We start from the raw sequence: 24617 nt of genomic DNA on the forward strand, positions 1-24617 counted from the left end.
TACGACCTCCCGGTGACGGTTGGCGATACTGACGAGCCTCGCGGATTCCTGGGGTGATTGTCATGACAGCCGTTAGGGGGTCGGCCGGTCGGCCGACGCCTGCGACCGGTAGATGCCGATATCTTCCGGTCGGACGAGGCCGTCCTCGATCGCCCGGGCGAGGAGCGCCGCCTTGGTGGCGGCCGGACGCCCCGCCCGGGTGTACTTGATGCGCGCCCGGTCGACGTACTGCTTCACGGTGTGCTCGCTGATCTGCATCCGCCGGGCCACCGACGCCTTCGACATCGACTGGAACCACAGCAGCAGCGCCTCACGTTCCTTGTCCGACAGGGACGGACGGTCCGGCCGCGCGTCACCGACCATCGCCCCGGCCAGCGCCGGCGGCACGTACGGGCGGTCGCTCGCCGCGGCGAGCACGGTGGCCACGCAGTGCTCGCGTCCCTCGTGCTTGGCCAGGAACGCGATCGCCCCCGCGTCCAGCGCGGCCAGCATGGTCTGCGGGTCGGTGTGCTCGGAGTAGACCACCACCCGCCACCCGGCCGCGCTCAACTCGGCCAGCTTGTCGAGCACCATCCGCCCGTGCAGGCGCAGGTCGAGCAGCACCACCTCGGCGTCCGGCGCCGCCCGCAGCACCGCGTCCGGGTCGTCCCCGGTGGCCAGCACCCGCAACCGTGGCTCCGTGGCCAACCAGGCGCGCACCCCGTCGATGACGACGGGATGGTCGTCCACGATCGCCACCCCGACCGCCCGTCCCGCGTTCACATCCGCCGCCAGCGGGTCTGCGTCCATCTGATCTCCCCGTCCCGCTCGTGCAGATGCTCCACCGACCCGTCCCCGCCCGGTGGGGCGACGCCGTCGTCCGGGCCGTCGTGGTCCGGTGTCACCAGGCTGACCACCACCTCGTCCGGGCCGGCGACCACGGTCAGCCGGGCCCACCCTCGGGCGCCGGCGAGCGCCGCCGTCAGCGGGTCGGCCAGGCCCCGGCGCACCTCGACCGGCAGCGTCGGCGGGGTGCCGACCGCGACCAGCTCGATCGGCAGGCCGTTCCGCTCGGCCAGGTCGGCGGCGGCGCGCAACTCGTGCAGCAGCGGGTCGGGCACGTCGTCCGACTCGGCGATCAACCGGCGCAGCCGGGCCGCGGCCAGCACCGCGCGGCGGCGTACCGCCGGGTCGGCCGGATCGGCGTCCCCGGCGGCCAGGGCGGCCAGCACCTCCTCGGCCGTGCCGCTGACCAGCGCGAGCCGTTCCTGCCGTTCGCCGCGGGCCCGCTCGGCGGCCTCGCGCTCCGCGGCCACGGCCAGCACCGCCGCGGCGGTGCCGGCCCGGTCCCGGACCAGGGCGGTCAGCGCCGCCGCGCCGGCGAAGACCGCCACCGGCAGGGTGGAGGTGCCGTAGACGTACATCGCGTAGCGGCTCAGGTCGGCCGGCGCGGTCGCGCCGTGGAGCACGACGGCGGCCAGCGCGATCGTCGCGTGCGCGGCGAGCAGCGCGAGCAGCCAGCGCACCGGCCGCCGCCAGAGCACCAGCAGGAAGAACCAGGCCAGGCCGCCCCACACCCAGTTGGCGGAGGTGAACAGGAACCGCCCGCCGGCCGCCGCGAACACCGCCGCGTCGACCACCAGCAGCACCGCGGCCAGTGGCCCGGCCGGGGGCAGGCCGCCACGCAGCAGGCGTACGCCGGTCGCGACGCCGACCAACGCGGTCACCAGCCAACCGGCGGCCACCACCGCCGGGGCGGCCATCCCGGGACCGGCCGCCAGCACCGCCGGCAGCCCGATCGCCAGGTGCCAGGCGAGCGCGATGACGACCGCGACGACCCGGGCGCCCCGGTCCGACGCGTCCGCCACCGCGTGCGCCTCCGGCGGGGCGGAGGCGGTCCCGGAACGCGCCGCCGGCCGGGGCCGGGGCAGGGCACGCGGCGCGGCGCCGGTGGTCACCGCCGTACCCGCCTCAGTCGTCATTCGACCACTCCAACCGGATTCCGGTGCCGGCGCCAGGGGCGGAGGTCACCACCGCCCGGCCGTCCACGGTGGCCATCCGACCGTGGATCGACTCGCGCAGCCCGTACCGGTGGGCCGGGACCGTGGTCGGATCGAAGCCGGGACCGTCGTCGACCACCTCGACCACGACGGCGCGCCCCTCGCGGGCCAGGCGCAGCGTGGTGGTCGCGCCGGGCGCGTGCCGGGCGACGTTGGCCAGCGCGGCGGCGGCGCTGTCCGCGAGCGCCGCGGCGACCTCGGCCGGCACCCGGCACGGCGCCAGCGTCGCGGCCACGGTCAGCTCGGGCATCCCGGCCAGGACCGCGCGGAGCCGCTCGTCCAGGTCCACGTCGCCGGTCGCGGTCCGCGCGCCGGCCAGCGCGGTGAGGGTACGCAGGTCCGCCGCGCACCGTTCGCGCAACGCCGCCGAGCTGCCCGGAACCGCGCCGAGCCCGACCATGGTGAGCGTCCCCAGCACGGTGTCGTGCAGGTCCCGGTGGTGCCGCCGTTCGGCCTCGCGCGCGCTACGGGCCACCACCGCCTCGTGGGAGAGGCGCTGGTAGTCCGCGAACGCCGCGTCGGCCCGTCCGATCCGCCGGCGCATCACCGCCGTCATCACCGCCGTGCAGCCGGTCTGCACCAGCAGCGTGCCGGTGTGCGCCCGAGCCTCGACCGGGTTCCCGGCCATCGTGGCCCCGGTGGCGTAGGCGGCGGTCACCAGCAGGCCGGCCGGCACCGACCAGCGGGCCGGGGCGGTCGCCTGCGCGTTGATGACCGTGGTGCTGGCGAGCACCGCGACCCAGCTCGCCTCGCCCGGGAGCACCTCCGGGGCGACCAGCCAGGGCAGGGCGAGGACGGCGGCGGTGGTCAGCGCCACGTCACCGGCGACCAGCGCGCCGCCGATGCCGTGTCGCAGCGCGCGCAAGGCGTACCAGCCGGACCAGGCGGTGAGCAGCGCGACGGCGGGCAGCAGCAGCGCCACCCGCACCGGCGGTGTTCGCACGGACAGCGCGACGACCGCGCCGACCAGGCCGCAGGTGAGTCGCAGCAACGCGGGCAGCGTGGTGAAGACCAGGGTGAACGCGCCGCCCGCCGGACGGTCCAGGGGCGACCGGGACAGGGGCGTGGCGGCAGCGACCGGCATCGGGGAGGTGTCCTTCCGGCAGCGACCCGGCCGGGTCCGCACGGCATAGATTGACGCCGGAGAATAACATACCTTTTCGGAATTGGTCACCCTCGGTACGCGGCGCGTCGCTGCCGTACCCCCGGGGTCAGGCGCGTGCGACCGCGAGCAGGTGCGCGCTGGCCCCGAGCACCGACCAGTCCCGTTCGAACGTCTCGGCGCAGGCCACCGCGTCCTCGAACAACCGCTCGGACGGGGCGGTGTCGAGCGCGTTCAGCAGCGGCCAGAGCGGACCCTCCACCCCGTACACGGTCGGGTCGGGCAACCCGGCCGCGGTGAACTCGCCGACCAGTTCGTCCGGCCGATGGAAGTACGCGGTGGTGAAGCCCGTGCGCGGGTCGTTCACCCCGGTCGCGTACTCCTCCCGCAGCAGCCAGCGGTTCTCGTCGTCCACCAGGCCCCGCGCGGTCAGGTCGATCAGGGCCGCGTTGCGGCTGATCACGGCCGCCACCACCGGCCCACCCGGCCGGGTCAGCCGCGCCGCCTCCCGCAGCGCCGCCACCCGGTCCGCCCGGTCGGGCAGGTGGTAGAGCGGGCCCAGCAGCAGCGTCGCGTCGGCCACCGCGTCCGGCAGCGGCACCGCCCGGGCGTCCCCGACCGTGGCCGTGACCAGCGGAAACGCGGCCCGCGCGGCGGCCACGTGCGCGGGCACCAGGTCGACCAGGTGCACCCGGTGACCGGCGGCGGCGAGCGGGCCCGCGTAGGCTCCCGGCCCGCCGCCGATGTCCAGCACGTCGGCGGGCGGGGCGGGCAGCAGCCGGGCCAGCAGGTCACGGGTGCGCCGGCCCTCCAGCCGCCCCTGCGGCGACCGGTCGAGCCGGTCCGCCTCGACGAAGACGTCGGTGTAGTAGGTGCGGATGTCCGGCTCGGGTGGACGGTGTGCGGGCATCCGTCGATGGTCGCCGAGAAGCGGACGACCGGCATCCGGTTTACGGGTTGACCGGGCTCCCTACCCTGCCGGCATGGCGTACGAGCCGGCCATGGTGCCACCGAAGAAGTCCAGGCGGACGCTGTTCATCGTGCTGGGTGTGGTGCTCGCCCTCTGCTGCTCGGGCGGCGTCGTGGGTGGCTTCGTCCTCTACCGGGTGGCGCAGGACGCCACCGGTCCGGCCCGCGCCACCGTGGACACCTTCGCCGGCGCGATCGTCGCCCGCGACTATCCGGCCGCCTACCGGCTGTTCTGCGCCGACGTGCGCGACCGGCTCGGCGAGGCGGACTTCGCCCGGCAGCAGTCCGCCCAGCCGGAGCTGACCGGCTACGAGATCGTCGGGTTGAACGTCACGAACAACAACGGCCGGGTACGCGGCTCGGCGAACGTCCGCTTCACCCCGCGCGACGGCGTCGCCGTCAACCAGGTCCTCCCGCTGGTCAAGGAAGACGGGGACTGGCGGATCTGCGACTGAGCCACGCCAGCGCCGGCTCGGCGTGCCGCAGCACAGAGACGTGCCCGTCCTCGGGGAAGGTGCGCAGCTCGGCGGCGGGGCAGCGGTCGGCCAGCCACCGCGCGTGCGCCACCGGCGCGATGCCGTCGCGCTCGCCGTGCACCAGCAGCACCGGCGCGGTGACGGCGGCCGGGTCGAAGCCCCACGGCCGCACATATGCCAGGTCGTCGGCGATCGACCCGTCGGGGCCGGCCGCCACCGCCGGGCCGACCACACTGTCGAACCAGGACCACTCGGCGTGCAGCGCGGCCAGGTCGGCCTCGGTGAACTCCGGGTCGTACTCGACGTCGGACGCCTCGTGCGCCTCCTTGGCCGCCCGCCCGGCAGCGGCGGCGCGGAGTGCCGCCACCCCCGACGGCACCATGCCGGCGAACCAGTCCAGCCCGGCCGCGCCGTAGGGCGCGAGCCCGGCGCCGACCACCACCGCGACCACCCGGTCGGCCAGCAACGCGCCGCAGGCCAGGGCGTGCGGGCCACCGCCGGAGTGGCCCATCGTCGCGAACCGGTCGAGACCCAGCGCGTCGGCCACCGCCGCCACGTCGCCCGCCACCGAGGCGACGTCGCGGTCGGGCAGCGGGGTCGACCCGCCGTAGCCCGGGCGGTCGTGCGACACCCAGCGCAGGCCGAGCCGGTCGGCGGCGGCGAACAGCGGCGCGGGCGGGGCGCCGACGTTCGGCGTGCCGTGGTGCCAGAACACCGGCAGCCGGTCCGCCCCACCCGTGTCGTAGACGTGCAGGGTGCGGCCGTCGGGCAGGCGGAGATCGGTCTCGGTCACCATGCGGGGAGCCTACGGGCGGCGGGCGACACTTCCGGCCGCTATGGTCGGCGCGTGACCGGGGCGGGCAGGGCCGACGGCGTACCGGCGGTGCGGCTGCGGCCGGTCGCCGGGGAGGATCTGGCGATGTTCCGCCGGTTCGCCACCGAACCCGGCCTGATCGGCCTGGACTGGACCGGCTTCACCGACCCGCAGGCCCCGGCCCGGCGCTTCGCCCTCGACGGCTGGCTGGGCCCGGAGAACAGCCGGCTGATGGTCGAGGTGACCGACGAGCGGACGGCGGCCGGCTTCGTCGGCTGGGGCCGGCGCGACTTCGGCGGCCCCAGCTGGTGCTGGGAGGTCGGCATCGCGTTGCTGCCCGAGTGGCGGGGCCGGGGGATCGGCGCGCGGGCGCAGGCGATGCTCTGCGACTACCTGTTCACGCACACGCCGGTGCAGCGGATCCAGGCCGGCACCCACCCGGAGAACACGGCCGAGCAGCGGGCGCTGGTGCGGGCCGGCTTCCGGTTGGAGGGCGTGGTGCGGGCGTGCGAGTTCCGGGACGGCCGCTGGTGCGACGGCCTGCTCTACAGCCGACTCCGCACCGACCCACCCCCATCCTGACGTTTGCCGCCCCCGGTGGTTGTGCCGTGGGAGCCGCTACCGTGACCGGCATGGGGGACGACGCGCGGCCGGTCGAGGTGGTGCGCTACGACCCGAGCTGGCCGGCGCGCTTCGAGGCCGAGCGACTGCTGCTGTCGGACGCGCTGCCCACCACGCTCGGGATCGAGCACATCGGGTCCACCAGCGTCCCGGGGCTGATGGCGAAGCCGATCATCGACATCCAGGCGGTGGTGCCCGAGGTCGACGACGTGCTCGCCGACCTCGCACCGCTTCGACGTCTCGGCTACGTCCATCGACCGCTGGCCTTCCCGGCGGACGGTGACCACCTCTTCCTCGTGAAGGACACGGCCGGTCGGCGGAGCCAGCACCTGCACGTCTTCCGCGTGACGTCCGGGGCGCCGGAGGAGAACCGGCTCTTCCGCGCCTACCTGACGACCCACCCGGGCGCGGCCCGACGCTACGAGGCCGCCAAGCTGCGCGCGGCCGAGCGGCACCCCGACAGCCGGGCCCGGTACGCCCTCGCGAAGGAAGAGGAATTCCTGCGGCTGCTGACCGAGGCCCGGCTGTGGGGCCGGTCCGGTGACGACTGAGCCGACTGTCGGTCCGCGGGTTGCACCCCTGGTTGCTCGTGTCAGTCCGGCGGTGGGGCGAAGGGACGGCGCCGAGGCTGCCGCAGCTCCCACTCGGCCGGGCACAGGTGGGCCCAGGCCCCCGACGTCACCGATCCCATCTCGGGCAGCGCGGAGCCCCACCGTGGCGAGCGACCCGCGAGGTGCTGCTCGTAGCGCTGGTAGACCGCGTGGAAGTGGTACCGCGCATCCGTCCGCCACAGGGCGTACGGCTGGTCGCGCATCCAGTCGCACGCCGCCTCGCCCTCGGCGACCAGATCGGCGGCGGGCGGCAGCACCGGTACGGGGTCGTCGCTCCCCGGATCGCCGTACCGCTTGAGGTAGGCGAGGTAACCGTCCTCGTCCCTGGGGTGGGCGAGGTGGACGCCGAGGACGGTGGCCGGCGCCACCAGCGCGCCGGCCAGCGCGACACCGAGCGCGATCCGTAGGCGCTTCCGCATACCGCAGAGGCTAGGCCCACGACGCCCGATCCTGATCGGACGAACGGCGGTGGCGTCGTCGACACGAGCCGCCTACCGTTGACGAGGCGCGACTTCGTCCGGACGGGGAGGACCGATGCCGCCGTACGAGGGACAGCGACCGTTCGTCGCGTTCGGCGACCGGCCCATGACGGTCATGCGGCAGGCCTACGCGGTGGCGGTGCGCAACGGTTCGAGCAGCGTCGGCACCCTCGACCTGCTGTGCCGCGTGGCCCCGTACCAGAGGTCGGTCCCGCCGTGGCTGTTCGCGGGCGCCAACGGCGCGAACCTCATGCGGATCGTCGCCGACCCGCGCCGCCTTCCGGCCGGGCGGTCCGTCGGCGAGCTGGTGACGCAGCCCGTCGGCGAGTTCGACGCCGAGGTCCGGGCCGCGCTGCGTGAGGTCGAGTGGAGCGTCCACCGCCGGCCGGACAGGCGCGGCAGGGCCGACCCGCCGGCTCCGCAGGACCTTCCGACATGGACGAACGGCGCCCGGGTCGCGTTGACCGGCGCCCTGCGGGCGGCGCGCGACGGCCGGACACCGTTCGCCAACCTGTCCCACCTCGTGCTCGGCATCCTGGAACTGCCCACCTGCGACGGAACCCGCTACGTCTTCCCGTACGAACACGCCCGCACCGAGGCCGTCGACCGGTTGCGTACCGACCCGGCCATGCGCCGGGCCGACGACCCCCATCCGGACCTCGACGTGGAGAGGCTCGCGGTGTCGCCGGGTGCCGGGTCGCTGGGCGCCCGACTCGCGGGAAGGTTGTTCGCCCGCATGTCCCGACTGAGCCGCGTCGGACCCGTCCTGGCCGGAGTCGAGGTCGAGGCGAGGCGACAGGCGGTCCGGCTGGGCCACGGCGTGATCGGGCCGCCGCACATGCTGCTCGCCCTTCTCACCCACGACGACACGCTCGCCGCGGCCCGGATCCCGCTGACCGCCGAACACGCCAGCCGTAACCGGGGCGCGGCCGTCCTCCGTGCCCACGGCGTCGACGCCGACCGTGTGCGCGACCTGGCCTCGCGACGTGGCGCTCCCGAGGAGCCGCCCGCCGAGGCGCTCACCGGGCAACTGGGCAGCCTGCGCCCGGGCGACCCGTTCACGGGCACGGACGTCACGGCCGCGATGGCACGGGCGATGGAGATGTCGCTCGCCCGCCGCCACCCCGACACCGGCACCAGTCATCTTCTGCTGGCGTTGGTCGAGGACGACGCCGGCGAGGCCGCCGCGATCCTGCGCGAACTCGGCGTCGACCCGGAGTCGGTGCGCGCGCGGGTCGAGCAGGACCTCCGCGCCGCGCCGACCGCCTGGGCGTGACCGGGGCCGTCGGGCGTGGCTCAGAGGCAGATCCAGCAGTAGATGCTGTCCCCGCTCGCGCGCGCTCGCCGGGCCAGCCCGACGAACTCCCGCAGACGCGACAGCATGACCTCCGGCTGCGTGTCGCTGTAGTACGACAGCTCCTCGATCTGCGACCATCGCTCGGCCAGGTCCGGCAAGCGGTCGTCGGGGATCCCGGCGAGAGCGTCCCGGGCGCGTTCGCCCAGCACGACGACCCAGGGTCCCTCGTACTCGCGGTCCTGCGCGACGCCGTCCGGCCAGACGAGTCGATCCCCGACCAGGTCGGTGGACCACGGCACGTCGAGGGCGAACGCGACGACCTTGCCGAGGACGACGGCTGGATCGATCGCCGCGCCGTCCACGGCATCCGCGACGGGGGAGTCTCCCGCCCGCACCACGGGTCCGCCGTCGATGGCGGCCATCAGCTTCGCGACGGCCTCGTCGTCGGGAGCGCGAAAGTAGTCGTACAGAACACCCACAGGAGCCTCCGGTCGGACGTCGTGCCGCCGCCGGCGGGCGACCGGGAGAACATATCCGAACGGCTGTACGGGGGCCGTCGCCCGCGCAGGGTGTCTGCCGGTGCCCGGGAGTCTCGGCCCCAGCGCCGTCGGCTTTCGCGCGGTACGCCCCGGCGTCCGTCGCCGCGCCTCAGCGGCACAGATCGCCGGGGTAGGCGTCCAGCTGGCCGGTCTTCCGCCTCACCACGAGGTGATACTGCGGCGTGCGGTGCTCAGGTGGTCCGAAGTCCTCGACCCAGATCGTCTCTCCGGCCTGGACCAGGACCGGGCGCTCGGGCACGAAGTTGCGCCACTCGGTGAGCAGCGTCAAGCGGTCCGCCTGCTCGGGCCCTGTCCGGTAGGGCCTGTTCACGCGGGGCCCCGGGTATCGGTTCTTCTTGCCCATGTCTCACCGCCGTCGCTCGCACGCCTGGTCGGCCGCCGTGTCGGGCACGCCAACGCCTCGCAGTACCTCGACAGCGGCCACCACGTCCGTGACGGTGCGGTCGGGCGGAGCGAGTTCCGCCGGCCAGTCCTTGCCTCGGCTGACCCAGATGGTGGCGAGCCCTGCCGCGCGGCCACCCTCGACATCAAGTACAGGGCTGTCACCGATCGCCCAGCCCCCGCCCCGCAGATCGAGGCCGCACCCACGGGCCGCCGCTTCGAAGATCTCGCGTGCTGGCTTCCGGATGCCCAACTCTCCGGAAACTGCCCAGGCATCGACGCATCGGTCCAGCCCGGTACGCCTGATCTTCCCCAGCTGATTGTCGGCCTGACCGTTGGTCACGATCGCGACCGCCCAGCGCCGGAATGCCTCCGAACGGTCCACGAGCGTGTTGTCGAGATCGAAGAGCGCCAACCGCTGCATGGTCAACAACCGTACCGAGCGGTTGAGGCGGATCTCCTCGTCGGGCAGTCGTCAGCCCCGTCCAGCCTGTCCCGAACGGTGGCAAGGTGGAGCCCACCTGCTCGCGGCCGCGTGTGCCGTACACGGCCTTCAGCTCGTCAGTCGGCGGCCACCTCCACAACTTCCTCCCCTCGCCGAACGGCGGCTCGAAGCTCTGGAGGTAGCGGTCCAGCAGGTCGTCGGTGATCGGAAAAGCGGCGTTGGCGTCGAAGCGCTCAGCTCGCGCGTGGAGACGCTGTCGCAGCAGCGCCGGGTCGGTCTTCAGGTAGACGAGGCGCCAACGGGCCCCGGCCTGCTCGACCAGCTCCTTGTATGCCTGCCGACGTGACCGTTGCCAGAAGCTGGAGTCGATGACGACGTTGCGGCGCTGTGCGATGAGTGAGAGCAACCGCTCCCGCACAGCCTGCCTCGCGACTTCGGTGTGCATCTCGTACTGGTCGGGCTCGTAGTCGATGCCGTAGCGACCGAAGCGACGCCAGATCTCCTCATCGACGGACAGGCGGACGTAACCCATGGCCTCGAGGCCGTTGGCGAATGTCGTCTTTCCCGCGCCAGCCACCCCGCACATCAGGACCACCTCAGGTTGTTCAGGAAGCCCTGCTTCGTCCGCTCTCATGGTCGCCAGGGTGGCGGACAGGACCGGCGCTGTCGCCTGGAATTCGGCTACGAAGCCGCGAAGCACGCCTTCGGCTGACTCGGCCGCACGAATGGCGGTACGGAGGCCGTGGAGATCTTCCCGACCCGGATCGGGAAGCCGCTGACCTGTGGTGGGGAGGGTGCGCCCGGCAGGATTCGAACCTGCGGCCTTGGGATTAGAAGTCCCCTGCTCTATCCGCTGAGCTACGGGCGCGCGCCGACGATCGTCGCGCCAAGAGGGTACCGCCGGCTCCGGCCCGCCCGGGGGTACGGGTCGGCGCGTCCACGTCGTCGCCCAGCGTCCCATGCCGGGGCCCCGCCCGGCATCCCGGTTCCGGCGGGTCCCGGGCCGGCGGCCACGGCGCGGTCCGTACCCTCGGCGGATGCTGCTCGACCAGGAAACCGAGAACGAGATCGTCTTCGAGCTGTGCCAGCTGCTCGGGCGGGCCATCCTGCCCGTCACCGGGTCGGCGGGACCCGGCGCGGCGGTCGGCACGGTCGGCACCGCCTTCTTCTACAGCGAGCTGGTCGGCGCGACCGACGACGGGGAGGTCGCGCACGAGTGGCTGCTCACCGCGGACCCGGTCACCGCTTCCGCGTACGGGGAGATCGGACTGCGGCCGAGCGTCACCGACCCGGCGGAGGGGGCGGAGGAGCCGATCGAGCTGCCCGGCTTCGCCGACCACTGGCTGCACCTGCCGGATCTGGGGCTGGCCGCGATGCCCACCGGCAGGCTGCACGGCTACGCCGACGACCGGGGCTGGCGCTGGCGTACCCAGCAGGTGACCGAGGCGGTGGCCGCGCCGGCCGACGCGGTCGCCCGGATCGGCGCGGCGCCCGCCTCGGCGTTCGTGCTGGCCCTGGGCGTGGGGGAGGACGGGTCGCGGCCCCTGGAGGCGGTGGTCGAGCGGGTCGCGCGGGACGGCGACGAGGTGCGGGTCACCCGCGAGCTGCCCGCCGGGTACGTGGGCGCGCCGGTGTTCGCGGTCGAGGCCGGGCCGGACGGCGGGCCGGCGCTGCGCTGCCTGGGCGTGCTGCTGCCGCCCGGCGGGGGCGGGCACCCGGTCGCGACGTTCGACCGGATCCGGGCGGCGCTCGCCGAGGTGGTCGACGGCTGACCTGGTCAGCCGTCGGCGGTCGCCCCGGCCGGCTCGTCGGCCGGCCGGCGCGGGGCCGGCGGCGTGGACTCCGGCTCGGTCGGCCCGGCCCGGAGGAAACCCTCCGCCCAGCGCCCGACCTCCGCGAAGACCTTCTCGCGTACGACGGGACTGGACAGCGTGAGGTCGTGCAGCCCGCCGTCGAAGCGGGCCAGGGTGACGTGCCGCCCGAGGCGGGGCGCCCAGCGCACCATGTGCTCGACGTCGAGCACCGCGTCGGCGAGCGTGGCGTTGTCGTGCCACTTCGCGCCCCGGAAACTGCGGGTGGAGCAGGCCAGCAGCACCGGCACCGGGATGTCGAGGCCGGCCCGCAGCCGGCGCTGGCCGGCCCGGATCGCGTTGATCCAGCCGGCCCGGACCGGGAACCCGGCGAGCGGCTTCCAGGCCAGGTCGTAGCGCCACTCGCCCCGGTGGTCGGCGTGCAGGCTCTCGCCGTACACCGTGCCCAGCCCGAACGGCAGGATGCGCTGCGGCGCCCGACGGCCCAGGCGGGAGACGGCGGCCGCGAGGGGTCGGCGGACCACCCAGGGGGCGTTGATGTCGAAGAAGGGGCTGTTGAGCACGATGCCGTCGACCAGGCCGGCGTCGCGTCGGGCGTCCGCCCACAGCGAGATGATCAGGCCGCCGGTGGAGTGGCCCATGGCGAGCAGGGTGTCGTGCCCCTCCTCGGCCCGGATGATCTCGGCCGCGGCGTCCAGCTCGGGGAAGTAGTCGGCCAGGTCGCGGCAGAAGTTCGGGGTCTGGTGCGGCAGCAGGCTGCGCCCGTACTTGCGCAGGTCGAGGGCGTAGAAGTCCCACCCGCGCTCGGCGAAGAAGTCGGCCACGTGGGTCTGGAAGAAGTAGTCGACGAAGCCGTGCACGTAGAGCACGGCGCGGCCGGTCGGGCGGTCGGCCCGCCGGCGGACCAGGGTGGCGACCACCGGTCCCTCGTCGTCGGTGCCCAGGTCGATCGTCCGCCGCTCGTAGGGCGCTCCCAGCACGTCCGGTTCCACGACCGCGACGGTACGCCGCCTCGCTACCCGGCGGTAGCCCCCGCCCGCCGGCACCGTGCGGGCGGGGGCGTACGGGGCTCAGGCGGTCTCGGCGTCCTCGCGCGCGGCGGCCTGCAGCGGGACGTCCTCGGGCTGGTCGACCGCGCGCAGGTGCTTGTTGCTGCGCGGCTCCTGCCGGGTCTTCGCGTCGTTGAGCTTGCGGCGCAGGTCGTCCCGGACGTCGTTGAGCGCGGCGTGCAGGTCCTCCTCCGTCGAGGTGGTGACGATCTTCTGCCGGCCGGCCACCCAGCACTCCAGGGTCACCTTCTGACCCCGGGCCTCGCGGTCCTTGACCGACACCTCCAGCTCGGTCGCGTCGGCGTGGAAGCCGGCGAGCCGGGCGTCAAGCGTCGCGAACTGCTCGGCGATCCAGTTGCGGTCGCCCTGGGAGAACCCGGCACCGACCCGCAGGCACTCGGCCACGGTCGCGGGGTTCGCCACGGCGCTCATCGCCCTGCCTCGCGGACGTCTCGGAGAAGCATCGGCGCTCCCTTTCTCTCGGTTGATCAAGTACTTACCCAGCCGGCGTGATTCCGGAACGCCCTCCGCCGGTCACATTCCGATCATGTGTCGCCGCAGGTCGGCGTCGTAGGGTCCGTGGTCCTAGCAGATCGGGACCTTGATCAGGGGGTTGTCCACAAGGCGGTCCGTCGTCCACAGGCGGGGCGCCGGCGGTCGCACCGACCGGGCGAAGCGGCCACGCTCTGCCGGACAAGCCGATCCCTGGAGGGGCGATGTTCGATACGTACGTCACGATCGTCGGCAACGTGCTGACCGCGCCGGAATGGCGCCGGACCACCCAGAGCGGGACACTGGTGGCCAACTTCAAGGTGGCCTCGACCGCCCGCCGGCTCGACCGCGACAGTGGCCGCTGGGTGGACGGCAACAGCCTGCGGGTGCGGGTCAACTGCTGGCGCCGGCTGGCCGAGGGGGTGGCCGCTTCGGTGGCGGTCGGCGACCCGGTGGTCGTCGCCGGCCGTCTCTACACCCGCGACTGGACCGACGAGGCCGGCACCCACCGCACGCTCTACGAGCTGGAGGCGGTGGCGGTCGGGCACGACCTGTCCCGGGGGCGGGCCCGCTTCCTGCGCAACCAGCCCCGCGCCGCCACCAGCTCGGTCGAGGACGCGGAGGCGGAGCAGCGGGTGCACGGCGAGGCGACCGAGCCGGTGCCCGACGCGCAGGCCCCGGCCACGTTCGACCACCGGCCGTTCGACGACGACTTCCCGCCGCCGGAGTTCGGGGCGGCGCGGGTCGGTCTCACCGGCAGGATCGAGCGGGCCGGCGAGTCCGACCCGTTCGACGCCCGCCCCGACGTGGCCGGCGGGCTCGACGGCGCGGGCGGCGCCCACGGCGGGCTCGGCCGCGCCGAGAGCCGGCCGGGCGGTGGGGACGGTCGGTTCGACGGCGTGGTCCCCGACCGGGACGCCTGGCCCACCGGCCCGGACGCGGGCGAGCACGACGAGTTGGCGGCCGACGACGGCGACGAGCCGGTCGAGGTCGGGGACGACGAGTTGGCCGAGGTCGACCCGCCGGAGGCCGACCGCGCGGGCGGCCACGAGCCGGGCGACCCCGGGCCGGGTGACGGGAGCGCGGGTGGCGCGGGCACGGGCGGCGTCGGGCCCGCCCCGGGTCGTCGCGGACGGCGACGGACCCCGGTGCCCGCCTGAGCGTCCGGGCCGTGCGAACGGGGGCGCGGGGTGGCGACGACGACGTGGCCACCCCGCGGTACGGCTAGGCTGGCCGGCCGGAGGTGGTGACGGGTGCGGCAGGCGACCGCCATGGCGAACGCGACCGGGCTGGTGGCGGGCTACGCGCTCGACGCGCTGCTCGGCGACCCGCGCCGGTGGCATCCGGTGGCCGGCTTCGGCCGGTCTGCGGGCGCGCTGGAGCGCCGGCTCTACCGCCCCGACCGGTCGGCCGGCGCCGCGTTCACCGCGCTCGCGGTCGGCGCGCCGGTGCTGCTCGGCGCCGCCGCCACGCTGGCCACCCGCCGGCATCCGGCCGCCCGGGCCGCGCTGGTCGCCGCCGGCACCTGGACGGTGCTGGGCGGGCGCACGCTGCGGCACGAGTCCCGGGTGATGGCACGGGCGCTGCGTTGGGCCGACCTGCCCGCCGCGCGGGCCCGCCTCGGTCACCTCTGCGGCCGCGACCCGTCCGCCCTCGACGAGCCCGAGCTGGCCCGGGCCACCGTCGAGTCGGTCGCCGAGAATACCTCCGACGCGGTGGTCGCTCCCCTGGTGTGGGGTGCGGTCGCCGGGCTGCCCGGCCTGCTCGGCTACCGGGCGGCGAACACGCTCGACGCCATGGTCGGCCACCGCTCGCCCCGCTACGCGCGCTTCGGCACCCCGGCCGCCCGCCTGGACGACCTGCTCAACCTCGTGCCGTCCCGCCTGACCGGGCTGCTCACGGTGGCCGTCGCCCCGGTGGCGCACGGCGACCGCGCGGCCGCCTGGCACGTCTGGCGGCGGGACCGGGCCGACCACCCCAGCCCGAACGCGGGCCAGTGCGAGGCGGCCATGGCGGGCGCGCTCGGCGTCCGGCTCGGCGGGCGCAACGTCTACTTCGGTCGCTCCGAGACGCGGCCGTTCCTCGGCGACGGCCCCCGCCCGGAGGCGCGGCACCTGAAGCGGGCCGCCCGCATCTCCGGCGCGGTCGGGGTGGCCGCGCTCGGCCTGGCCGCGCTCTACCCGGTGACCGTCGGCCGGCTGGCCGGCGCCACCGGCCGCGCCGCGGCGCGCGGGCTCCTGCGCGCCGCCGGCGGCCGGTCCACCGCCGGCCGCGTCCTCGCCGGCTCGGCCCCGGTGGGCGGCGGGCGGCGGGGGAGCGGGCGGTGAGCGGCGGGCTGCTGGTCGCCGGCACCACCTCGGACGCCGGCAAGAGCGTGGTCACCGCCGGCATCTGCCGCTGGCTGCGCCGCCGGGGCGTCCGGGTGGCCCCGTTCAAGGCGCAGAACATGTCCAACAACTCGGCGGTGGTGGTCGGCCCGGACGGCCGGGGCGGCGAGCTGGGCCGGGCCCAGGCGATGCAGGCCGCCGCCTGCGGGCTGACGCCCGACCTGCGTTTCAACCCGGTGCTGCTCAAGCCCGGCAGCGACCACGCCAGCCAGGTGGTGCTGCTCGGCGAGGCGGTCGACACGGTCACCGCCGGCAACTTCCACACGCTGCGGCCCCGGCTCGCCGACACGGCGTACGCGGCGCTGGCCGAACTGCGGTCCGAGTACGACGTGGTGATCTGCGAGGGCGCCGGCAGCCCGGCCGAGATCAACCTGCGCGCGGGCGACTACGTCAACCTGGGCCTGGCCCGGCAGGCCGGCCTGCCCACGGTCGTGGTCGGCGACATCGACCGGGGCGGGGTCTTCGCGTCGATGTTCGGCACGGTCGCGCTGCTCGACGCCGCCGACCAGGCGCTGGTCGCCGGCTTCGTGATCAACAAGTTCCGGGGCGACCTCGGGCTGCTCCGACCCGGGCTCGACATGCTGCGCCAGGTCACCGGCCGTCCGACGTACGGGGTGCTGCCCTGGGCGCTCGACCTGTGGCTGGACGCGGAGGACTCGCTGGCCTACGGGCGGGTGCTCGGCCGTCCGGCGGCGCCGCGGGGCACCGACTGGCTCGACGTGGCGGTGGTCCGGCTGCCCCGGATCAGCAACGCCACCGACGTCGAGGCGCTCGCCACCGAGCCGGGCGTGCGGGTCCGACTGACCGTGGAGCCGGCCGAGCTGGCCGCCGCCGACCTGGTGGTGCTCCCGGGCTCCAAGTCCACCGTCGCCGACCTGGCCTGGCTGCGCGAGACCGGCCTGGCCGACGCCGTCCGGGCGCACGCCGCCGCCAACCGGCCGCTGCTCGGCATCTGCGGCGGCTTCCAGATGCTGGCCCGGGCCGTCCACGACCCGGTGGAGAGCCGCCGGGGCACCGTCCCCGGCCTCGGGCTGCTCCCCATCGAGATCACCTTCGACGAGCGCAAGACGGTGCGCCGCGCGGTCGGCACCGCCGCCGGAGACGTGCCGGTGCACGGCTACGAGATCCACCACGGGCGGGTCTCGGCCGCCGACCCGGGTCTGCCGCCGCTGCTGCGCCACGCCGACGGCACCGGCGAGGGCGCCCGGCTCGGCGCGGTGTACGGCACCCACTGGCACGGCACGTTCGAGTCGGACGCGTTCCGCCGCCGCTTCCTCACCGAGGTGGCCGAGGCGGCCGGGCGGACCGGCTTCAAGGTCGCGCCGGACACCTCGTTCGCCGCCGCCCGGGAGCGGACCCTGGACCTGCTCGGCGACCTGGTCGAGGAGCACGTCGACACGGACGCGCTCTGGCGGCTGATCGAATCCGGCCCTCCGCCGGGCCTGCCGTTCGTGCCACCTGGCGCGCCGGAGACACCGTGACCGCGCGGTTCGGGCGGGGACCGGTCGGCGTGACTCAGTGGCGCACGTCGGCCGGCCGGTCGGACATCGGCAGCCCGGCCTCCCGCCAGCCCTGCACCCCGCCGATCATGTCGGTCGCCTGCCGCAGGCCCAGCGTCTGCAGGCTGGCGGCGGCCAGGCTGGAGCTGTAGCCCTCCCGGCAGACCACCACGATCTCGCGGTCGTACCCGGTCGCCTCCGGGATGCGCCAGGCGCTGGCCGGGTCGAGCCGCCACTCCAGCACGGTGCGGTCGATGACGATCGCGCCGGGCAGCTCACCCTCCTCGCGGCGCTGCGCCTCGGTACGCGTGTCGATGAGCAGCGCGCCGCCGCGGACCGCCTCGACGGTCTCGTGCGGGGTGAGCCGGCGGAGACCGGCGCGGGCCTGTTCCAGGAGGGCGTCGACGCCCGGACACATCACGTCATGGAGCACCCCCCGATCATGCCCAGGGTGCCGCCACGCCGCCCGGTGAACGGGCCCGCCCGGGTCGCAGGATCCAGCGGACGGGGGAACGTTAGCGTCGGTCGGGTGAACGTGGCGGTGGTCGAGGCGTACGCCGGTCTGGCCGGGCGGGTGCTGGCCGGGCCGGCGCGGTTGGGGCGTACCCGCCTGGTGGCGGTCGACGGGCCGAGCGGCGCGGGCAAGAGCGTGTTCGCGACGCGCCTCGCGGACGCCCTCGCGGCGCGGGCCGGCGGGGACCGGCCGCCGCTGGTGCGCACCGACGACCTGCTCGACGGCTGGGACGACCAGCTCACCTTCTGGACCCGGCTGGAGGAATGGGTGCTCGGGCCGGTGCGGGCCGGGCGGCCGGGCGGCTACCGGCGCTACAGCTGGGTCCGCCGCCGCTTCCTGGACCGGGTGACGGCGGTGCCGGCCGGGGCGGTGCTGATCGTGGAGGGGGTGAGCGCCGCCCGCGCCCTGGTGCGCCCCGAGCTGACCCTGTCGGTGCTGGTCACCGCGCCGGCCGAGCTGCGGCTGTCCCGCGCGCTGGCCCGCGACGGCGCGCAGGTCCTGCCGGAGCTGCGGCGGTGGCACGCGGGGGAGCGGGCGCACTTCGCCGCCGACGGCACGGTGGCGGCGGTGGACCTGGTCGTCGACGGCGCGCCGGCGGTGCCGCACGACCCGGACCGCTACTACGTGCGGTTCGGCCGGCGACCGGGCTCGGGTAAGGCCGGCATACGATTCCGGTCATGACCTCACCGATCATCTCCGAGTCCGAGGTGCGGGCCGCCGTCGAGCGCGAACTGCCCGGCGTCCGTGCCGACCTCGAACGCCTCGTCCGCATCCCGGGCATCGCCTTCGAGGGCTTCGACCACTCGCACGTGGAGCGCTCCGCCGAGGCGGTGGCCGAACTGCTGCGCGGCTGCGGTCTCGACACCCGGATCGTCCGGTCGGGCGGCCAGCCGGCGGTGATCGGGACGAGGGCGGCCCCGCCCGGCGCGCCCACCGTGCTGCTCTACGCGCACCACGACGTGCAGCCGGTCGGTGACCTGTCGCTGTGGGAGTCCGACCCGTTCGAGCCGGTGGAGCGCGACGGCCGCCTCTACGGCCGGGGCGCCGCCGACGACAAGGCGGGCATCATGGCGCACGTCGCCGCGCTGCGCGCGTTCGGCGACCGGCTCCCGGTCGGCGTGGTGCTCTTCATCGAGGGCGAGGAGGAGTACGGCTCGGACTCGCTGGAGCGGCTGCTCGCCGAGCACCGCGACGAGCTGGCCTCCGACGTCATCGTGATCGCCGACTCCGCCAACTGGGACATCGGGGTGCCGGCGCTGACCACCTCGCTGCGCGGCATCGTGAACTGCTTCGTGGAGGTGCGCACGCTGGAGCACGCGGTGCACAGTGGCATGTTCGGCGGGGCCGTGCCGGACGCGCTCACCGCGCTGGTGAGGCTGCTCGGCACGCTGCACGACGACGCCGGTGACGTGGCGGTGGAGGGCCTGGCCGCCCGCGAGGGCGCCAGCGTCGACTACCCGGAGGACCGGTTCCGGGCCGAGGCCGGCCTGGTCGACGGCGCGCGGTTGTTCGGCACCGGCCGGATCACCGACCGGCTCTGGACCAAGCCGGCGCTGGCGATCCTGGGCGTCGACGCGCCGTCCACCGGCGAGGCCCCGAACGCGCTGGTGCCGTCCGCCAGGGCCAAGCTGAGCGTACGGCTGGCGCCCGGCGACGACCCGAAGAAGGCGTACGCGGCGCTGACCGCCCACCTGGAGCGGCACGCGCCGTGGGGCGCGCGGGTGACGGTGACGTTCGAGCACGACGGTTCGCCGTGTGTCATCGACGCGACCGGCCCGATGTTCGACGCGGCGCGGGCGGCGTTCCGGGGCGCCTGGGACGGCACCGACCCGGTGGACATCGGGGTGGGCGGCTCGATCCCGTTCATCGCCACGTTCCAGGAGATGTTCCCGCGGGCGGCGATCCTGGTGACCGGCGTGGAGGACCCGCACGCCCGGGCACACGGGCCGAACGAGAGCCTGCACCTGGGCGAGTTCGCCCGGGTCTGCCTGGCCGAGGCGTTGCTGCTGGCCAAGGTGGCCGAGGCGGGCCGCGCCTGACCGGCGCGCGTTCGGTGTCGAAACCGTAACTTCGGGATGGATGTCGGAGTTTGCGGTGTGTCGGCCGGCGGGGTGTTATAGCCTTTCGAACATGCGTACGAACGACGAGATGGCGCGGCTCCAGGCCGCCGTCCGTGCTCTGGGGGACGTCGACGTCTCCGCGTGGCCCGAGGCCACGCTCAAGGAACAGCTCGGTGAGCTCTCCGCCACGCTGGTCACCCTCGACGCGTTGCTGACCCGGGTCGCCGACGGCGTGCGCGGGCGCGGCCTGCGCGTCGAGGAGCCGGTCTCGGCCTGACCTCCGTCCCGGTCCCGGAGCGATCCGGGCCCGTCCCCGGGCGCGCGGCCCGGCGACCGGCACGCCCGGGTCGTCGCGTCCGAGCTTCCGGCGGTCCCGGCGACACCCGTGCGGTGCGCCGGGCCGCCGGAAGCGCCTCGCCGGCACAGGTGACTGGCAGGATGTGCACGTGCGTTTCGCGGAGCTGGCGGCCACCTCGGCCGCGGTCGGCGCCACCGGCGGCCGTCGGGCCAAGGTGGAGCTGCTGGCCGCCGCGTTGCGCGCGCTCGATCCGGGCGAGATCCCGGCCGGCGCCGGCTACCTCGCCGGCGAGCTGCGCCAGCGCCAGACCGGCGTCGGCTGGGCGGGTCTGCGTGACCTGCCCCCGCCGGCGACCGAGCCCACCCTGACCGTGGCCGGGGTCGACGCGGCGATCGAGGAGATCTCCCGGGTCGGCGGCGCCGGCTCCCAGGCGCGGCGGCGTGAGCTGGTCGGCCGGCTCTTCGCCGCGGCGACCGCCGACGAGCAACGCCTGCTGGTCGGCCTGTTCCGGGGTGAGCTGCGTCAGGGCGCCCAGGCCGGCCTGCTCACCGAGGCGGTGGCCCGGGCCGCCGACGTGCCGGTCACCGCCGTGCGGCGCGCGCTGCTGCTCGCCGGCGACCTGCGGGCGGTGGCGGTCGCGGCGCTCACCGGCGGCGCCGCCGCGCTGGCCGGGTTCGGGCTCCAGGTGGGCCGGCCGCTCGCGCCGATGCTGGCGCAGAGCGCGCCCTCGGTCGACGAGGCCCTCACCGCCACCGGCCTCCCCGCCGTGGTCGACGTCAAGCTCGACGGCATCCGCATCCAGGTGCACCGCTCCGGGCAGGACATCGCGGTGTTCACCCGCAGTCTCGACGAGATCACCGGCCGGCTGCCCGAGGTGGTGGCCGCCGTCCGCGCGCTGCCCGCCCGCGAGCTGGTACTCGACGGCGAGGCGATCGGGCTGGACGCCACCGGCCGTCCACTGCCGTTCCAGGAGACGTCCAGCCGCGCGGCCCGGCGCACCACGCCCAGCACCACCGGCCGCACCCCGGTCGCGCCCGCCGTGCTGGCCGCCGCCGAGCGCACCGGCGAGCCGGTGCTGACGCCGTACTTCTTCGACCTGCTGCACCTCGACGGCGCCGACCTGATCGACGCGCCGGGCCGCGAGCGCTGGGCGGCGCTGGCCGGGGCGGTCGACCCGTCGCTGCTGGTCGGCCGGGTCGAGGTGGACGACGTGGCGCAGGCCGGCGCGGCGTTCGCGGCGGCGGTCGACGCCGGTCAGGAAGGGGTCGTGGTCAAGGATCCCGCCGCGCCCTACGACGCGGGCCGGCGCGGCTCGGCCTGGGTCAAGGTCAAGCCCCGGCACACGCTCGACCTGGTGGTGCTCGCGGTCGAGTGGGGCAGCGGCCGGCGTCAGGGCTGGCTGTCCAACCTGCACCTCGGCGCCCGCGACCCGGGCACCGGCGAGTTCGTCATGCTCGGCAAGACGTTCAAGGGGCTCACCGACGAGCTGCTGCGCTGGCAGACCGAGCGCTTCCTGTCGTTGGCCGTGGAGAAGGGCGACTGGGTGGTGCGGGTCCGGCCGGAGCAGGTGGTCGAGATCGCCTTCGACGGGGTGCAGACCAGCAGCCGCTACCCGGGCGGGATGGCGCTGCGTTTCGCCCGCGTGGTGCGCTACCGGGACGACAAGACCGCCGCCGAGGCGGACACGATCGACGCGGTGCGGGCGATCCACGCCGGTCGGGTCACCGGCTGACGGATCAGGTGGCGGCGGGCTCGGCGGCCCGGTCCACCGGCTCGCGCGGGCCGTCCAGGCCGGCCCGTCGACGCGCCTCCCGGCGGGCCACCCAGCCGTAGCCGACCAGGCTCATCACCGCGAAGATCCACCACTGCCAGACGTAGCCGAAGTTCTGCCAGTTGTTGGTGTGCCCGATCGGCACCGCCTGGAACGCCGGGTCGGCGGCCGGGGTCTGCCCGTCGAGCAGCACGTAACCGCCGGTCACCGGGTAGGGCAGCTGCTTCGCCAGGCGGGGGATGACGATCCGCCGGGCCTCCAGCTTGCCGTCGCGCCGGTCCACCCCGCCGCCACCGCTCTCGCTGCCGACCACCCGGCCGGTGACGGTGACCTCGCCGGTCGGCGCGGCCGGCACGGACGGCTGGGCGGTGGCGCCGGCGCCCGGCGCGGGCGGGACCCACCCGCGGTCGACCAGCACCGCGCTGCCGTCGGCCAGCACCAGCGGCGTGAGCACCTCGAAGCCGACCTTGTTGTCCACGGTCCGGCCCCGGATCAGCACGACGTTCGCGGTGTCGTAGCGGCCGGTGGCGGTGACCCGGCTCCAGGTGAGCCGCTCGGCCGGGGCGGGACCGACGCTGCCCGGGCCACCGGTCGGTGCGGGCAGCGCGTCGCGCAGCGGCGCGGGGGTCATCGTGGCGCCGGCGTCGATCCGGTCGTTGATCGCCGACCGGCCCCGGTAGCGGTCCAGCTGCCAGTTGCCCAGGAACACCATCACCGTGGCGGCCACCAGCGTCAGCGCGAGGTAGCCGAGCCAGCGCGGGGTCAGCAGGAACCGGTACACGTTGGCCAAGGCTACCCGTATGAGCGGGGCCACTCGCGGCTGCCGGGCGGAACGGGACGCTCCGCGGCCGACGGGCGCCGGGGCGGACGGGTATGGTCACGCGGGCGGAAATCACCCCGGACCCAGGAGTCGATGATGACCGACGTGCCGCGCGTCGTGCTGAGCGCGCCCTCCTCCGGGCACGGCACCGGTGCCCTCTCCCTCGGCCTGCTCGCCGCCCTCGCCGAGCGCGGCGTGCCGGTGGCCGGCTTCAAGGTCGGGCCGGACCAGGTGGACGCGGCGTACCTGGGGCTGGCCGCCGGTCGCCCCGGCCGCACGCTGGACCCCCGGCTGGTCGGCCCGGAGCGGGTCGCGCCGCTCTTCGCGCACGGCGCGGCCGGCGCCGGGTTCGCGCTGGTCCAGGGCACCATGGGGCTCTACGACTCGGTCGCCGGTCGGCCGGAGAGCGAGTCCACCGCCGCCGTGGCCACCGCGCTGCGCAGCCCGGTGGTGCTGGTCGTGGACGTCGCCGCGATGGGGCAGTCGGTGGCCGCGCTGGTGCACGGCTTCCGCTCCTACGACGAGCAGCTCTGGCTGGGTGGCGTGATCCTCAACCGGGTGGCCTCGCCCCGGCACGAGACGCTGCTGCGCGAGGCGCTCGACGACGTGGGGGTGCCGGTCTACGGCGCGCTGCGTCGGCACGAGCTGCCCCCGGTGCTGCCCGCCCGCCGGCACGGCGCCGCGCCCGTGGTGCGCGGTGACGCCGAGGCCGAGCGCGGCGTGCGCCGGCTCGGTGAGGCGGTCGCCGCCACCGTCGACCTGGACCGGCTGCTGGCGCTGGCCCGGTCCGCTCCCGCCCTGACCGTGGAGCCCTGGTCGCCGGAGCCGGCGGACGGTCCGTCCGCCCCGGCGGAGCGGCCGGTGGTGGCGCTGGCCGGCGGCCCGGCCGGCAGCTACAGCCATCCGGAGGTCGCCGAGCTGCTGCGGGCCGCCGGCGCCGAGGTGGTCACGCTCGACCCGCTGCGCGACGAGGCGCTGCCCGCCGGGGCCCGCGCGCTGGTCGTCGGCGGCGGGCTCCCCGAGACGTACGCGGAGCAGCTCTCCGCCAACCGCCGGCTGTGCATCGCGGTGGCCGAGCTGGCCCGGTCGGGCCGTCCGGTGGTCGCCGAGGGGGCGGGCCTGCTCTGGCTGGCGCGCGAGTTGGACGGCCTGCCGATGTGCGGCGTGCTCGACGCGGTCGGCACGGTCCGCGACGGCCTGGTGGTCGGATACCGGGACGCGACGGCGGTCACCGGCAGCGTGGTGGCGCCGGCCGGCGCGGCCGTGACCGGGCACAAGCAGCACGCCGCCGTGCTCACCCCGCGCGCCGGTGACCAACCGGCCTGGCGCTGGGACGGCGGCACCCCGGAGGGCTTCGTCCGCCACGGTGTGCACGCCTCGCAGCTGGTGCCGCACTGGGCCGCGCTTCCGGGCGTCGCGTCCCGCCTGGTGGCCGCCGCGTTGGCGCCCTCGGCGGCCCTGGCGTGATCGGTCAGGTGGCGGTACGCCGGTTCCCGGCGCTGACCGTCTCCACCCCGCGGACCGAGGTGCGCCGGCTGGTCGCGACGGACGCGGCGGCGGTCGACGAGGTGTTCGGCGACCGGCAGACCCAGCGGTGGCTGCCGCTGGCCGAGGCGGCCGGGCAGATCGACGGGCGGGCGTGGTGCACGGAGCTGGCCCGGCAGCGGCGGGACAGCGGCGACGGCGACCACTGGGCGGTGGTCCGTCGGGAGGACCAGCGCGTGGTGGGGTGCCTGTGGACCCGCCGCACCGACTGGGGCGCCCGGCTCACCGAGGTGTCGTACGCGATCGCGCCGCACGCCCGCGGCTACGGCCTGGCCGCCGAGGCGGTGGACGCGGTGGCCATCGCGCTGATCCTGGAGCACGGATTCCACCGGGTGGAGCTGCGGGTGGCGCCCGGCAACGTCGCGTCCCGGCGGGTGGCCGAGAAGGCCGGTTTCAGCTACGAGGGCCTGTTGCGCAACGCCGGTTTCGTCCGCGGCGCCCGGGTGGACCTGGAGTTGTGGTCCTTCGTCGCCGCCGACCTCCGCTGAGCCCCCTCCCACGTCGATCAAGGAGTTCGCGTCGGGGACCACGCGATCCCGGACGCAAACTCCTTGATCAACTGACCCGGGCGCACCCC

26 protein-coding genes, 1 tRNA gene and 2 pseudogenes are annotated in these 24617 nt (G+C 75.5%); 14 read left to right on the forward strand and 15 right to left on the reverse strand.

The annotated features are described in order from the left end of the window. Positions 1 to 72: 72 nt before the first annotated feature. The 4 genes from GA0070622_RS08705 to GA0070622_RS08720 form a co-directional block, all read right to left on the reverse strand. The gene (locus GA0070622_RS08705) at positions 73 to 789 is read right to left on the reverse strand and encodes a response regulator (RefSeq protein WP_091571582.1); all 717 of its coding nucleotides are present in this window, start codon (positions 787 to 789) and stop codon (positions 73 to 75) included. Further along, positions 759 to 1961, reverse strand: a complete 1203-nt coding sequence (locus tag GA0070622_RS08710; protein WP_091571585.1) for a hypothetical protein — start codon at positions 1959 to 1961, stop codon at positions 759 to 761. The genes GA0070622_RS08705 and GA0070622_RS08710 overlap by 31 nt, the downstream gene beginning before the upstream one ends. Then, positions 1951 to 3123: a sensor histidine kinase gene (locus tag GA0070622_RS08715; RefSeq protein WP_091571589.1), complete on the reverse strand. Its 1173-nt coding sequence runs from the start codon at positions 3121 to 3123 to the stop codon at positions 1951 to 1953. The genes GA0070622_RS08710 and GA0070622_RS08715 overlap by 11 nt, the downstream gene beginning before the upstream one ends. Positions 3124 to 3250: 127 nt before the next feature. Then, positions 3251 to 4051: a class I SAM-dependent methyltransferase gene (locus GA0070622_RS08720; RefSeq protein ID WP_091571592.1), complete on the reverse strand. Its 801-nt coding sequence runs from the start codon at positions 4049 to 4051 to the stop codon at positions 3251 to 3253. Positions 4052 to 4124: 73 nt separating this feature from the next. Between GA0070622_RS08720 and GA0070622_RS08725 the strand changes: the two genes are divergently transcribed. Then, positions 4125 to 4565, forward strand: a complete 441-nt coding sequence (locus GA0070622_RS08725) for an Rv0361 family membrane protein (RefSeq protein WP_091571595.1) — start codon at positions 4125 to 4127, stop codon at positions 4563 to 4565. Here the strand turns inward: GA0070622_RS08725 and GA0070622_RS08730 are convergent. Further along, a complete protein-coding gene (locus tag GA0070622_RS08730; protein WP_091571599.1) occupies positions 4531 to 5382 on the reverse strand; it encodes an alpha/beta fold hydrolase in 852 nt (283 codons plus the stop codon). The two genes, GA0070622_RS08725 and GA0070622_RS08730, sit on opposite strands and share 35 nt — an antisense overlap. Before the next feature lie 51 nt (positions 5383 to 5433). Here GA0070622_RS08730 and GA0070622_RS08735 point away from each other — a divergent pair, with 51 nt between their 5' ends. Further along, positions 5434 to 5982: a GNAT family N-acetyltransferase gene (locus tag GA0070622_RS08735; RefSeq protein WP_245666151.1), complete on the forward strand. Its 549-nt coding sequence runs from the start codon at positions 5434 to 5436 to the stop codon at positions 5980 to 5982. A 50-nt stretch (positions 5983 to 6032) separates the two neighbouring features. Continuing rightward, on the forward strand, positions 6033 to 6572 hold the full coding sequence (locus GA0070622_RS08740) for a GrpB family protein (protein WP_091571602.1): 540 nt from the start codon (positions 6033 to 6035) through the stop codon (positions 6570 to 6572). A 41-nt stretch (positions 6573 to 6613) separates the two neighbouring features. Here the strand turns inward: GA0070622_RS08740 and GA0070622_RS08745 are convergent, their stop codons facing one another. Next, entirely contained in the window at positions 6614 to 7051 is a 438-nt protein-coding gene (locus GA0070622_RS08745; protein WP_091571605.1) for a hypothetical protein, read from the reverse strand. A 115-nt stretch (positions 7052 to 7166) separates the two neighbouring features. On the opposite strand from GA0070622_RS08745, the gene GA0070622_RS08750 reads away from it, so the two are divergent. After that, entirely contained in the window at positions 7167 to 8387 is a 1221-nt protein-coding gene (locus tag GA0070622_RS08750; RefSeq protein ID WP_091571610.1) for a Clp protease N-terminal domain-containing protein, read from the forward strand. Positions 8388 to 8407: 20 nt separating this feature from the next. On the opposite strand, the gene GA0070622_RS08755 is transcribed toward GA0070622_RS08750, so the two are convergent. The 5 genes and pseudogenes from GA0070622_RS08755 to GA0070622_RS08775 form a co-directional block, all read right to left on the reverse strand. Continuing rightward, on the reverse strand, positions 8408 to 8887 hold the full coding sequence (locus GA0070622_RS08755; protein WP_091571614.1) for a hypothetical protein: 480 nt from the start codon (positions 8885 to 8887) through the stop codon (positions 8408 to 8410). A 169-nt stretch (positions 8888 to 9056) separates the two neighbouring features. Continuing rightward, a complete protein-coding gene (locus GA0070622_RS08760; RefSeq protein ID WP_141684539.1) occupies positions 9057 to 9311 on the reverse strand; it encodes a hypothetical protein in 255 nt (84 codons plus the stop codon). Between the two features lie 3 nt (positions 9312 to 9314). Then, positions 9315 to 9773 (reverse strand): HAD family hydrolase, encoded by a 459-nt coding sequence (locus tag GA0070622_RS08765; protein WP_091571622.1) that lies wholly within the window; start codon positions 9771 to 9773, stop codon positions 9315 to 9317. A gap of 190 nt (positions 9774 to 9963) precedes the next feature. Next, a pseudogene (locus GA0070622_RS33665) lies at positions 9964 to 10428 on the reverse strand (P-loop nucleotide/nucleoside kinase family protein); the annotation flags it as partial. Between the two features lie 161 nt (positions 10429 to 10589). Beyond that, positions 10590 to 10662: transfer RNA gene (locus tag GA0070622_RS08775), tRNA-Arg, on the reverse strand. 169 nt (positions 10663 to 10831) lie between these two features. On the opposite strand from GA0070622_RS08775, the gene GA0070622_RS08780 reads away from it, so the two are divergent. Then, a complete protein-coding gene (locus tag GA0070622_RS08780) occupies positions 10832 to 11566 on the forward strand; it encodes a hypothetical protein (RefSeq protein WP_091571625.1) in 735 nt (244 codons plus the stop codon). Positions 11567 to 11571: 5 nt separating this feature from the next. On the opposite strand, the gene GA0070622_RS08785 is transcribed toward GA0070622_RS08780, so the two are convergent. Both GA0070622_RS08785 and GA0070622_RS08790 read right to left on the reverse strand, forming a co-directional pair. Further along, positions 11572 to 12597, reverse strand: a complete 1026-nt coding sequence (locus GA0070622_RS08785) for an alpha/beta hydrolase (RefSeq protein WP_176710433.1) — start codon at positions 12595 to 12597, stop codon at positions 11572 to 11574. A gap of 78 nt (positions 12598 to 12675) precedes the next feature. Beyond that, positions 12676 to 13086 (reverse strand): HPF/RaiA family ribosome-associated protein, encoded by a 411-nt coding sequence (locus tag GA0070622_RS08790; protein WP_091571628.1) that lies wholly within the window; start codon positions 13084 to 13086, stop codon positions 12676 to 12678. A 284-nt stretch (positions 13087 to 13370) separates the two neighbouring features. On the opposite strand from GA0070622_RS08790, the gene ssb reads away from it, so the two are divergent. The 3 genes from ssb (at position 13371) to GA0070622_RS08805 (ending at position 17014) form a co-directional block, all read left to right on the forward strand. Then, positions 13371 to 14306: a single-stranded DNA-binding protein gene (gene ssb / locus GA0070622_RS08795; RefSeq protein ID WP_091571633.1), complete on the forward strand. Its 936-nt coding sequence runs from the start codon at positions 13371 to 13373 to the stop codon at positions 14304 to 14306. 93 nt (positions 14307 to 14399) lie between these two features. After that, positions 14400 to 15473: a cobalamin biosynthesis protein gene (locus tag GA0070622_RS08800; protein ID WP_425412757.1), complete on the forward strand. Its 1074-nt coding sequence runs from the start codon at positions 14400 to 14402 to the stop codon at positions 15471 to 15473. Beyond that, entirely contained in the window at positions 15470 to 17014 is a 1545-nt protein-coding gene (locus GA0070622_RS08805) for a cobyric acid synthase (protein ID WP_091571636.1), read from the forward strand. Before GA0070622_RS08800 ends, GA0070622_RS08805 begins: the two co-directional genes overlap by 4 nt. 34 nt (positions 17015 to 17048) lie before the next feature. On the opposite strand, the gene GA0070622_RS08810 is transcribed toward GA0070622_RS08805, so the two are convergent. After that, positions 17049 to 17450, reverse strand: coding sequence for a rhodanese-like domain-containing protein (locus GA0070622_RS08810; protein ID WP_091571639.1), 402 nt, complete (start codon positions 17448 to 17450; stop codon positions 17049 to 17051). A gap of 111 nt (positions 17451 to 17561) precedes the next feature. Between GA0070622_RS08810 and GA0070622_RS08815 the strand changes: the two are divergent. From GA0070622_RS08815 to GA0070622_RS08830, 4 genes and pseudogenes are all read left to right on the forward strand, one after another. Next, positions 17562 to 18249: pseudogene (locus tag GA0070622_RS08815) on the forward strand (uridine kinase family protein); the annotation flags it as partial. Further along, entirely contained in the window at positions 18224 to 19585 is a 1362-nt protein-coding gene (locus GA0070622_RS08820) for a dipeptidase (protein ID WP_091571642.1), read from the forward strand. The pseudogene GA0070622_RS08815 and the gene GA0070622_RS08820, both read left to right, overlap by 26 nt. Before the next feature lie 91 nt (positions 19586 to 19676). Continuing rightward, positions 19677 to 19883 (forward strand): hypothetical protein, encoded by a 207-nt coding sequence (locus GA0070622_RS08825; protein ID WP_091571646.1) that lies wholly within the window; start codon positions 19677 to 19679, stop codon positions 19881 to 19883. A 169-nt stretch (positions 19884 to 20052) separates the two neighbouring features. After that, positions 20053 to 21636, forward strand: a complete 1584-nt coding sequence (locus GA0070622_RS08830; protein WP_091571649.1) for an ATP-dependent DNA ligase — start codon at positions 20053 to 20055, stop codon at positions 21634 to 21636. A 4-nt stretch (positions 21637 to 21640) separates the two neighbouring features. On the opposite strand, the gene GA0070622_RS08835 is transcribed toward GA0070622_RS08830, so the two are convergent. Then, the gene (locus GA0070622_RS08835) at positions 21641 to 22456 is read right to left on the reverse strand and encodes an SURF1 family cytochrome oxidase biogenesis protein (RefSeq protein WP_091571652.1); all 816 of its coding nucleotides are present in this window, start codon (positions 22454 to 22456) and stop codon (positions 21641 to 21643) included. A gap of 135 nt (positions 22457 to 22591) precedes the next feature. On the opposite strand from GA0070622_RS08835, the gene GA0070622_RS08840 reads away from it, so the two are divergent. Next, on the forward strand, positions 22592 to 23962 hold the full coding sequence (locus tag GA0070622_RS08840) for a cobyrinic acid a,c-diamide synthase CobB (RefSeq protein ID WP_091571656.1): 1371 nt from the start codon (positions 22592 to 22594) through the stop codon (positions 23960 to 23962). Next, positions 23959 to 24528, forward strand: coding sequence for a GNAT family N-acetyltransferase (locus tag GA0070622_RS08845; RefSeq protein ID WP_091571659.1), 570 nt, complete (start codon positions 23959 to 23961; stop codon positions 24526 to 24528). The genes GA0070622_RS08840 and GA0070622_RS08845 overlap by 4 nt, the downstream gene beginning before the upstream one ends. The last annotated feature ends 89 nt before the right edge of the window (positions 24529 to 24617 follow it).

Origin of the sequence: Micromonospora sediminicola, assembly GCF_900089585.1 — a bacterium.
GTDB lineage: Bacteria > Actinomycetota > Actinomycetes > Mycobacteriales > Micromonosporaceae > Micromonospora > Micromonospora sediminicola.

What these genes read in the sequence shown, in the direction of transcription:
- GA0070622_RS08705 (WP_091571582.1), bottom strand. Translation starts at nt 789, where the DNA reads ATGGACGCAGACCCGCTGGCGGCGGATGTGAACGCGGGACGGGCGGTC.
- GA0070622_RS08710 (WP_091571585.1), bottom strand. Translation starts at nt 1,961, where the DNA reads ATGACGACTGAGGCGGGTACGGCGGTGACCACCGGCGCCGCGCCGCGT.
- GA0070622_RS08715 (WP_091571589.1), bottom strand. Translation starts at nt 3,123, where the DNA reads ATGCCGGTCGCTGCCGCCACGCCCCTGTCCCGGTCGCCCCTGGACCGT.
- GA0070622_RS08720 (WP_091571592.1), bottom strand. Translation starts at nt 4,051, where the DNA reads ATGCCCGCACACCGTCCACCCGAGCCGGACATCCGCACCTACTACACC.
- GA0070622_RS08725 (WP_091571595.1), top strand. Translation starts at nt 4,125, where the DNA reads ATGGCGTACGAGCCGGCCATGGTGCCACCGAAGAAGTCCAGGCGGACG.
- GA0070622_RS08730 (WP_091571599.1), bottom strand. Translation starts at nt 5,382, where the DNA reads ATGGTGACCGAGACCGATCTCCGCCTGCCCGACGGCCGCACCCTGCAC.
- GA0070622_RS08740 (WP_091571602.1), top strand. Translation starts at nt 6,033, where the DNA reads ATGGGGGACGACGCGCGGCCGGTCGAGGTGGTGCGCTACGACCCGAGC.
- GA0070622_RS08745 (WP_091571605.1), bottom strand. Translation starts at nt 7,051, where the DNA reads ATGCGGAAGCGCCTACGGATCGCGCTCGGTGTCGCGCTGGCCGGCGCG.
- GA0070622_RS08750 (WP_091571610.1), top strand. Translation starts at nt 7,167, where the DNA reads ATGCCGCCGTACGAGGGACAGCGACCGTTCGTCGCGTTCGGCGACCGG.
- GA0070622_RS08760 (WP_141684539.1), bottom strand. Translation starts at nt 9,311, where the DNA reads ATGGGCAAGAAGAACCGATACCCGGGGCCCCGCGTGAACAGGCCCTAC.
- GA0070622_RS08765 (WP_091571622.1), bottom strand. Translation starts at nt 9,773, where the DNA reads ATGCAGCGGTTGGCGCTCTTCGATCTCGACAACACGCTCGTGGACCGT.
- GA0070622_RS08780 (WP_091571625.1), top strand. Translation starts at nt 10,832, where the DNA reads ATGCTGCTCGACCAGGAAACCGAGAACGAGATCGTCTTCGAGCTGTGC.
- GA0070622_RS08790 (WP_091571628.1), bottom strand. Translation starts at nt 13,086, where the DNA reads ATGAGCGCCGTGGCGAACCCCGCGACCGTGGCCGAGTGCCTGCGGGTC.
- ssb (WP_091571633.1), top strand. Translation starts at nt 13,371, where the DNA reads ATGTTCGATACGTACGTCACGATCGTCGGCAACGTGCTGACCGCGCCG.
- GA0070622_RS08810 (WP_091571639.1), bottom strand. Translation starts at nt 17,450, where the DNA reads ATGTGTCCGGGCGTCGACGCCCTCCTGGAACAGGCCCGCGCCGGTCTC.
- GA0070622_RS08820 (WP_091571642.1), top strand. Translation starts at nt 18,224, where the DNA reads ATGACCTCACCGATCATCTCCGAGTCCGAGGTGCGGGCCGCCGTCGAG.
- GA0070622_RS08825 (WP_091571646.1), top strand. Translation starts at nt 19,677, where the DNA reads ATGCGTACGAACGACGAGATGGCGCGGCTCCAGGCCGCCGTCCGTGCT.
- GA0070622_RS08840 (WP_091571656.1), top strand. Translation starts at nt 22,592, where the DNA reads ATGACCGACGTGCCGCGCGTCGTGCTGAGCGCGCCCTCCTCCGGGCAC.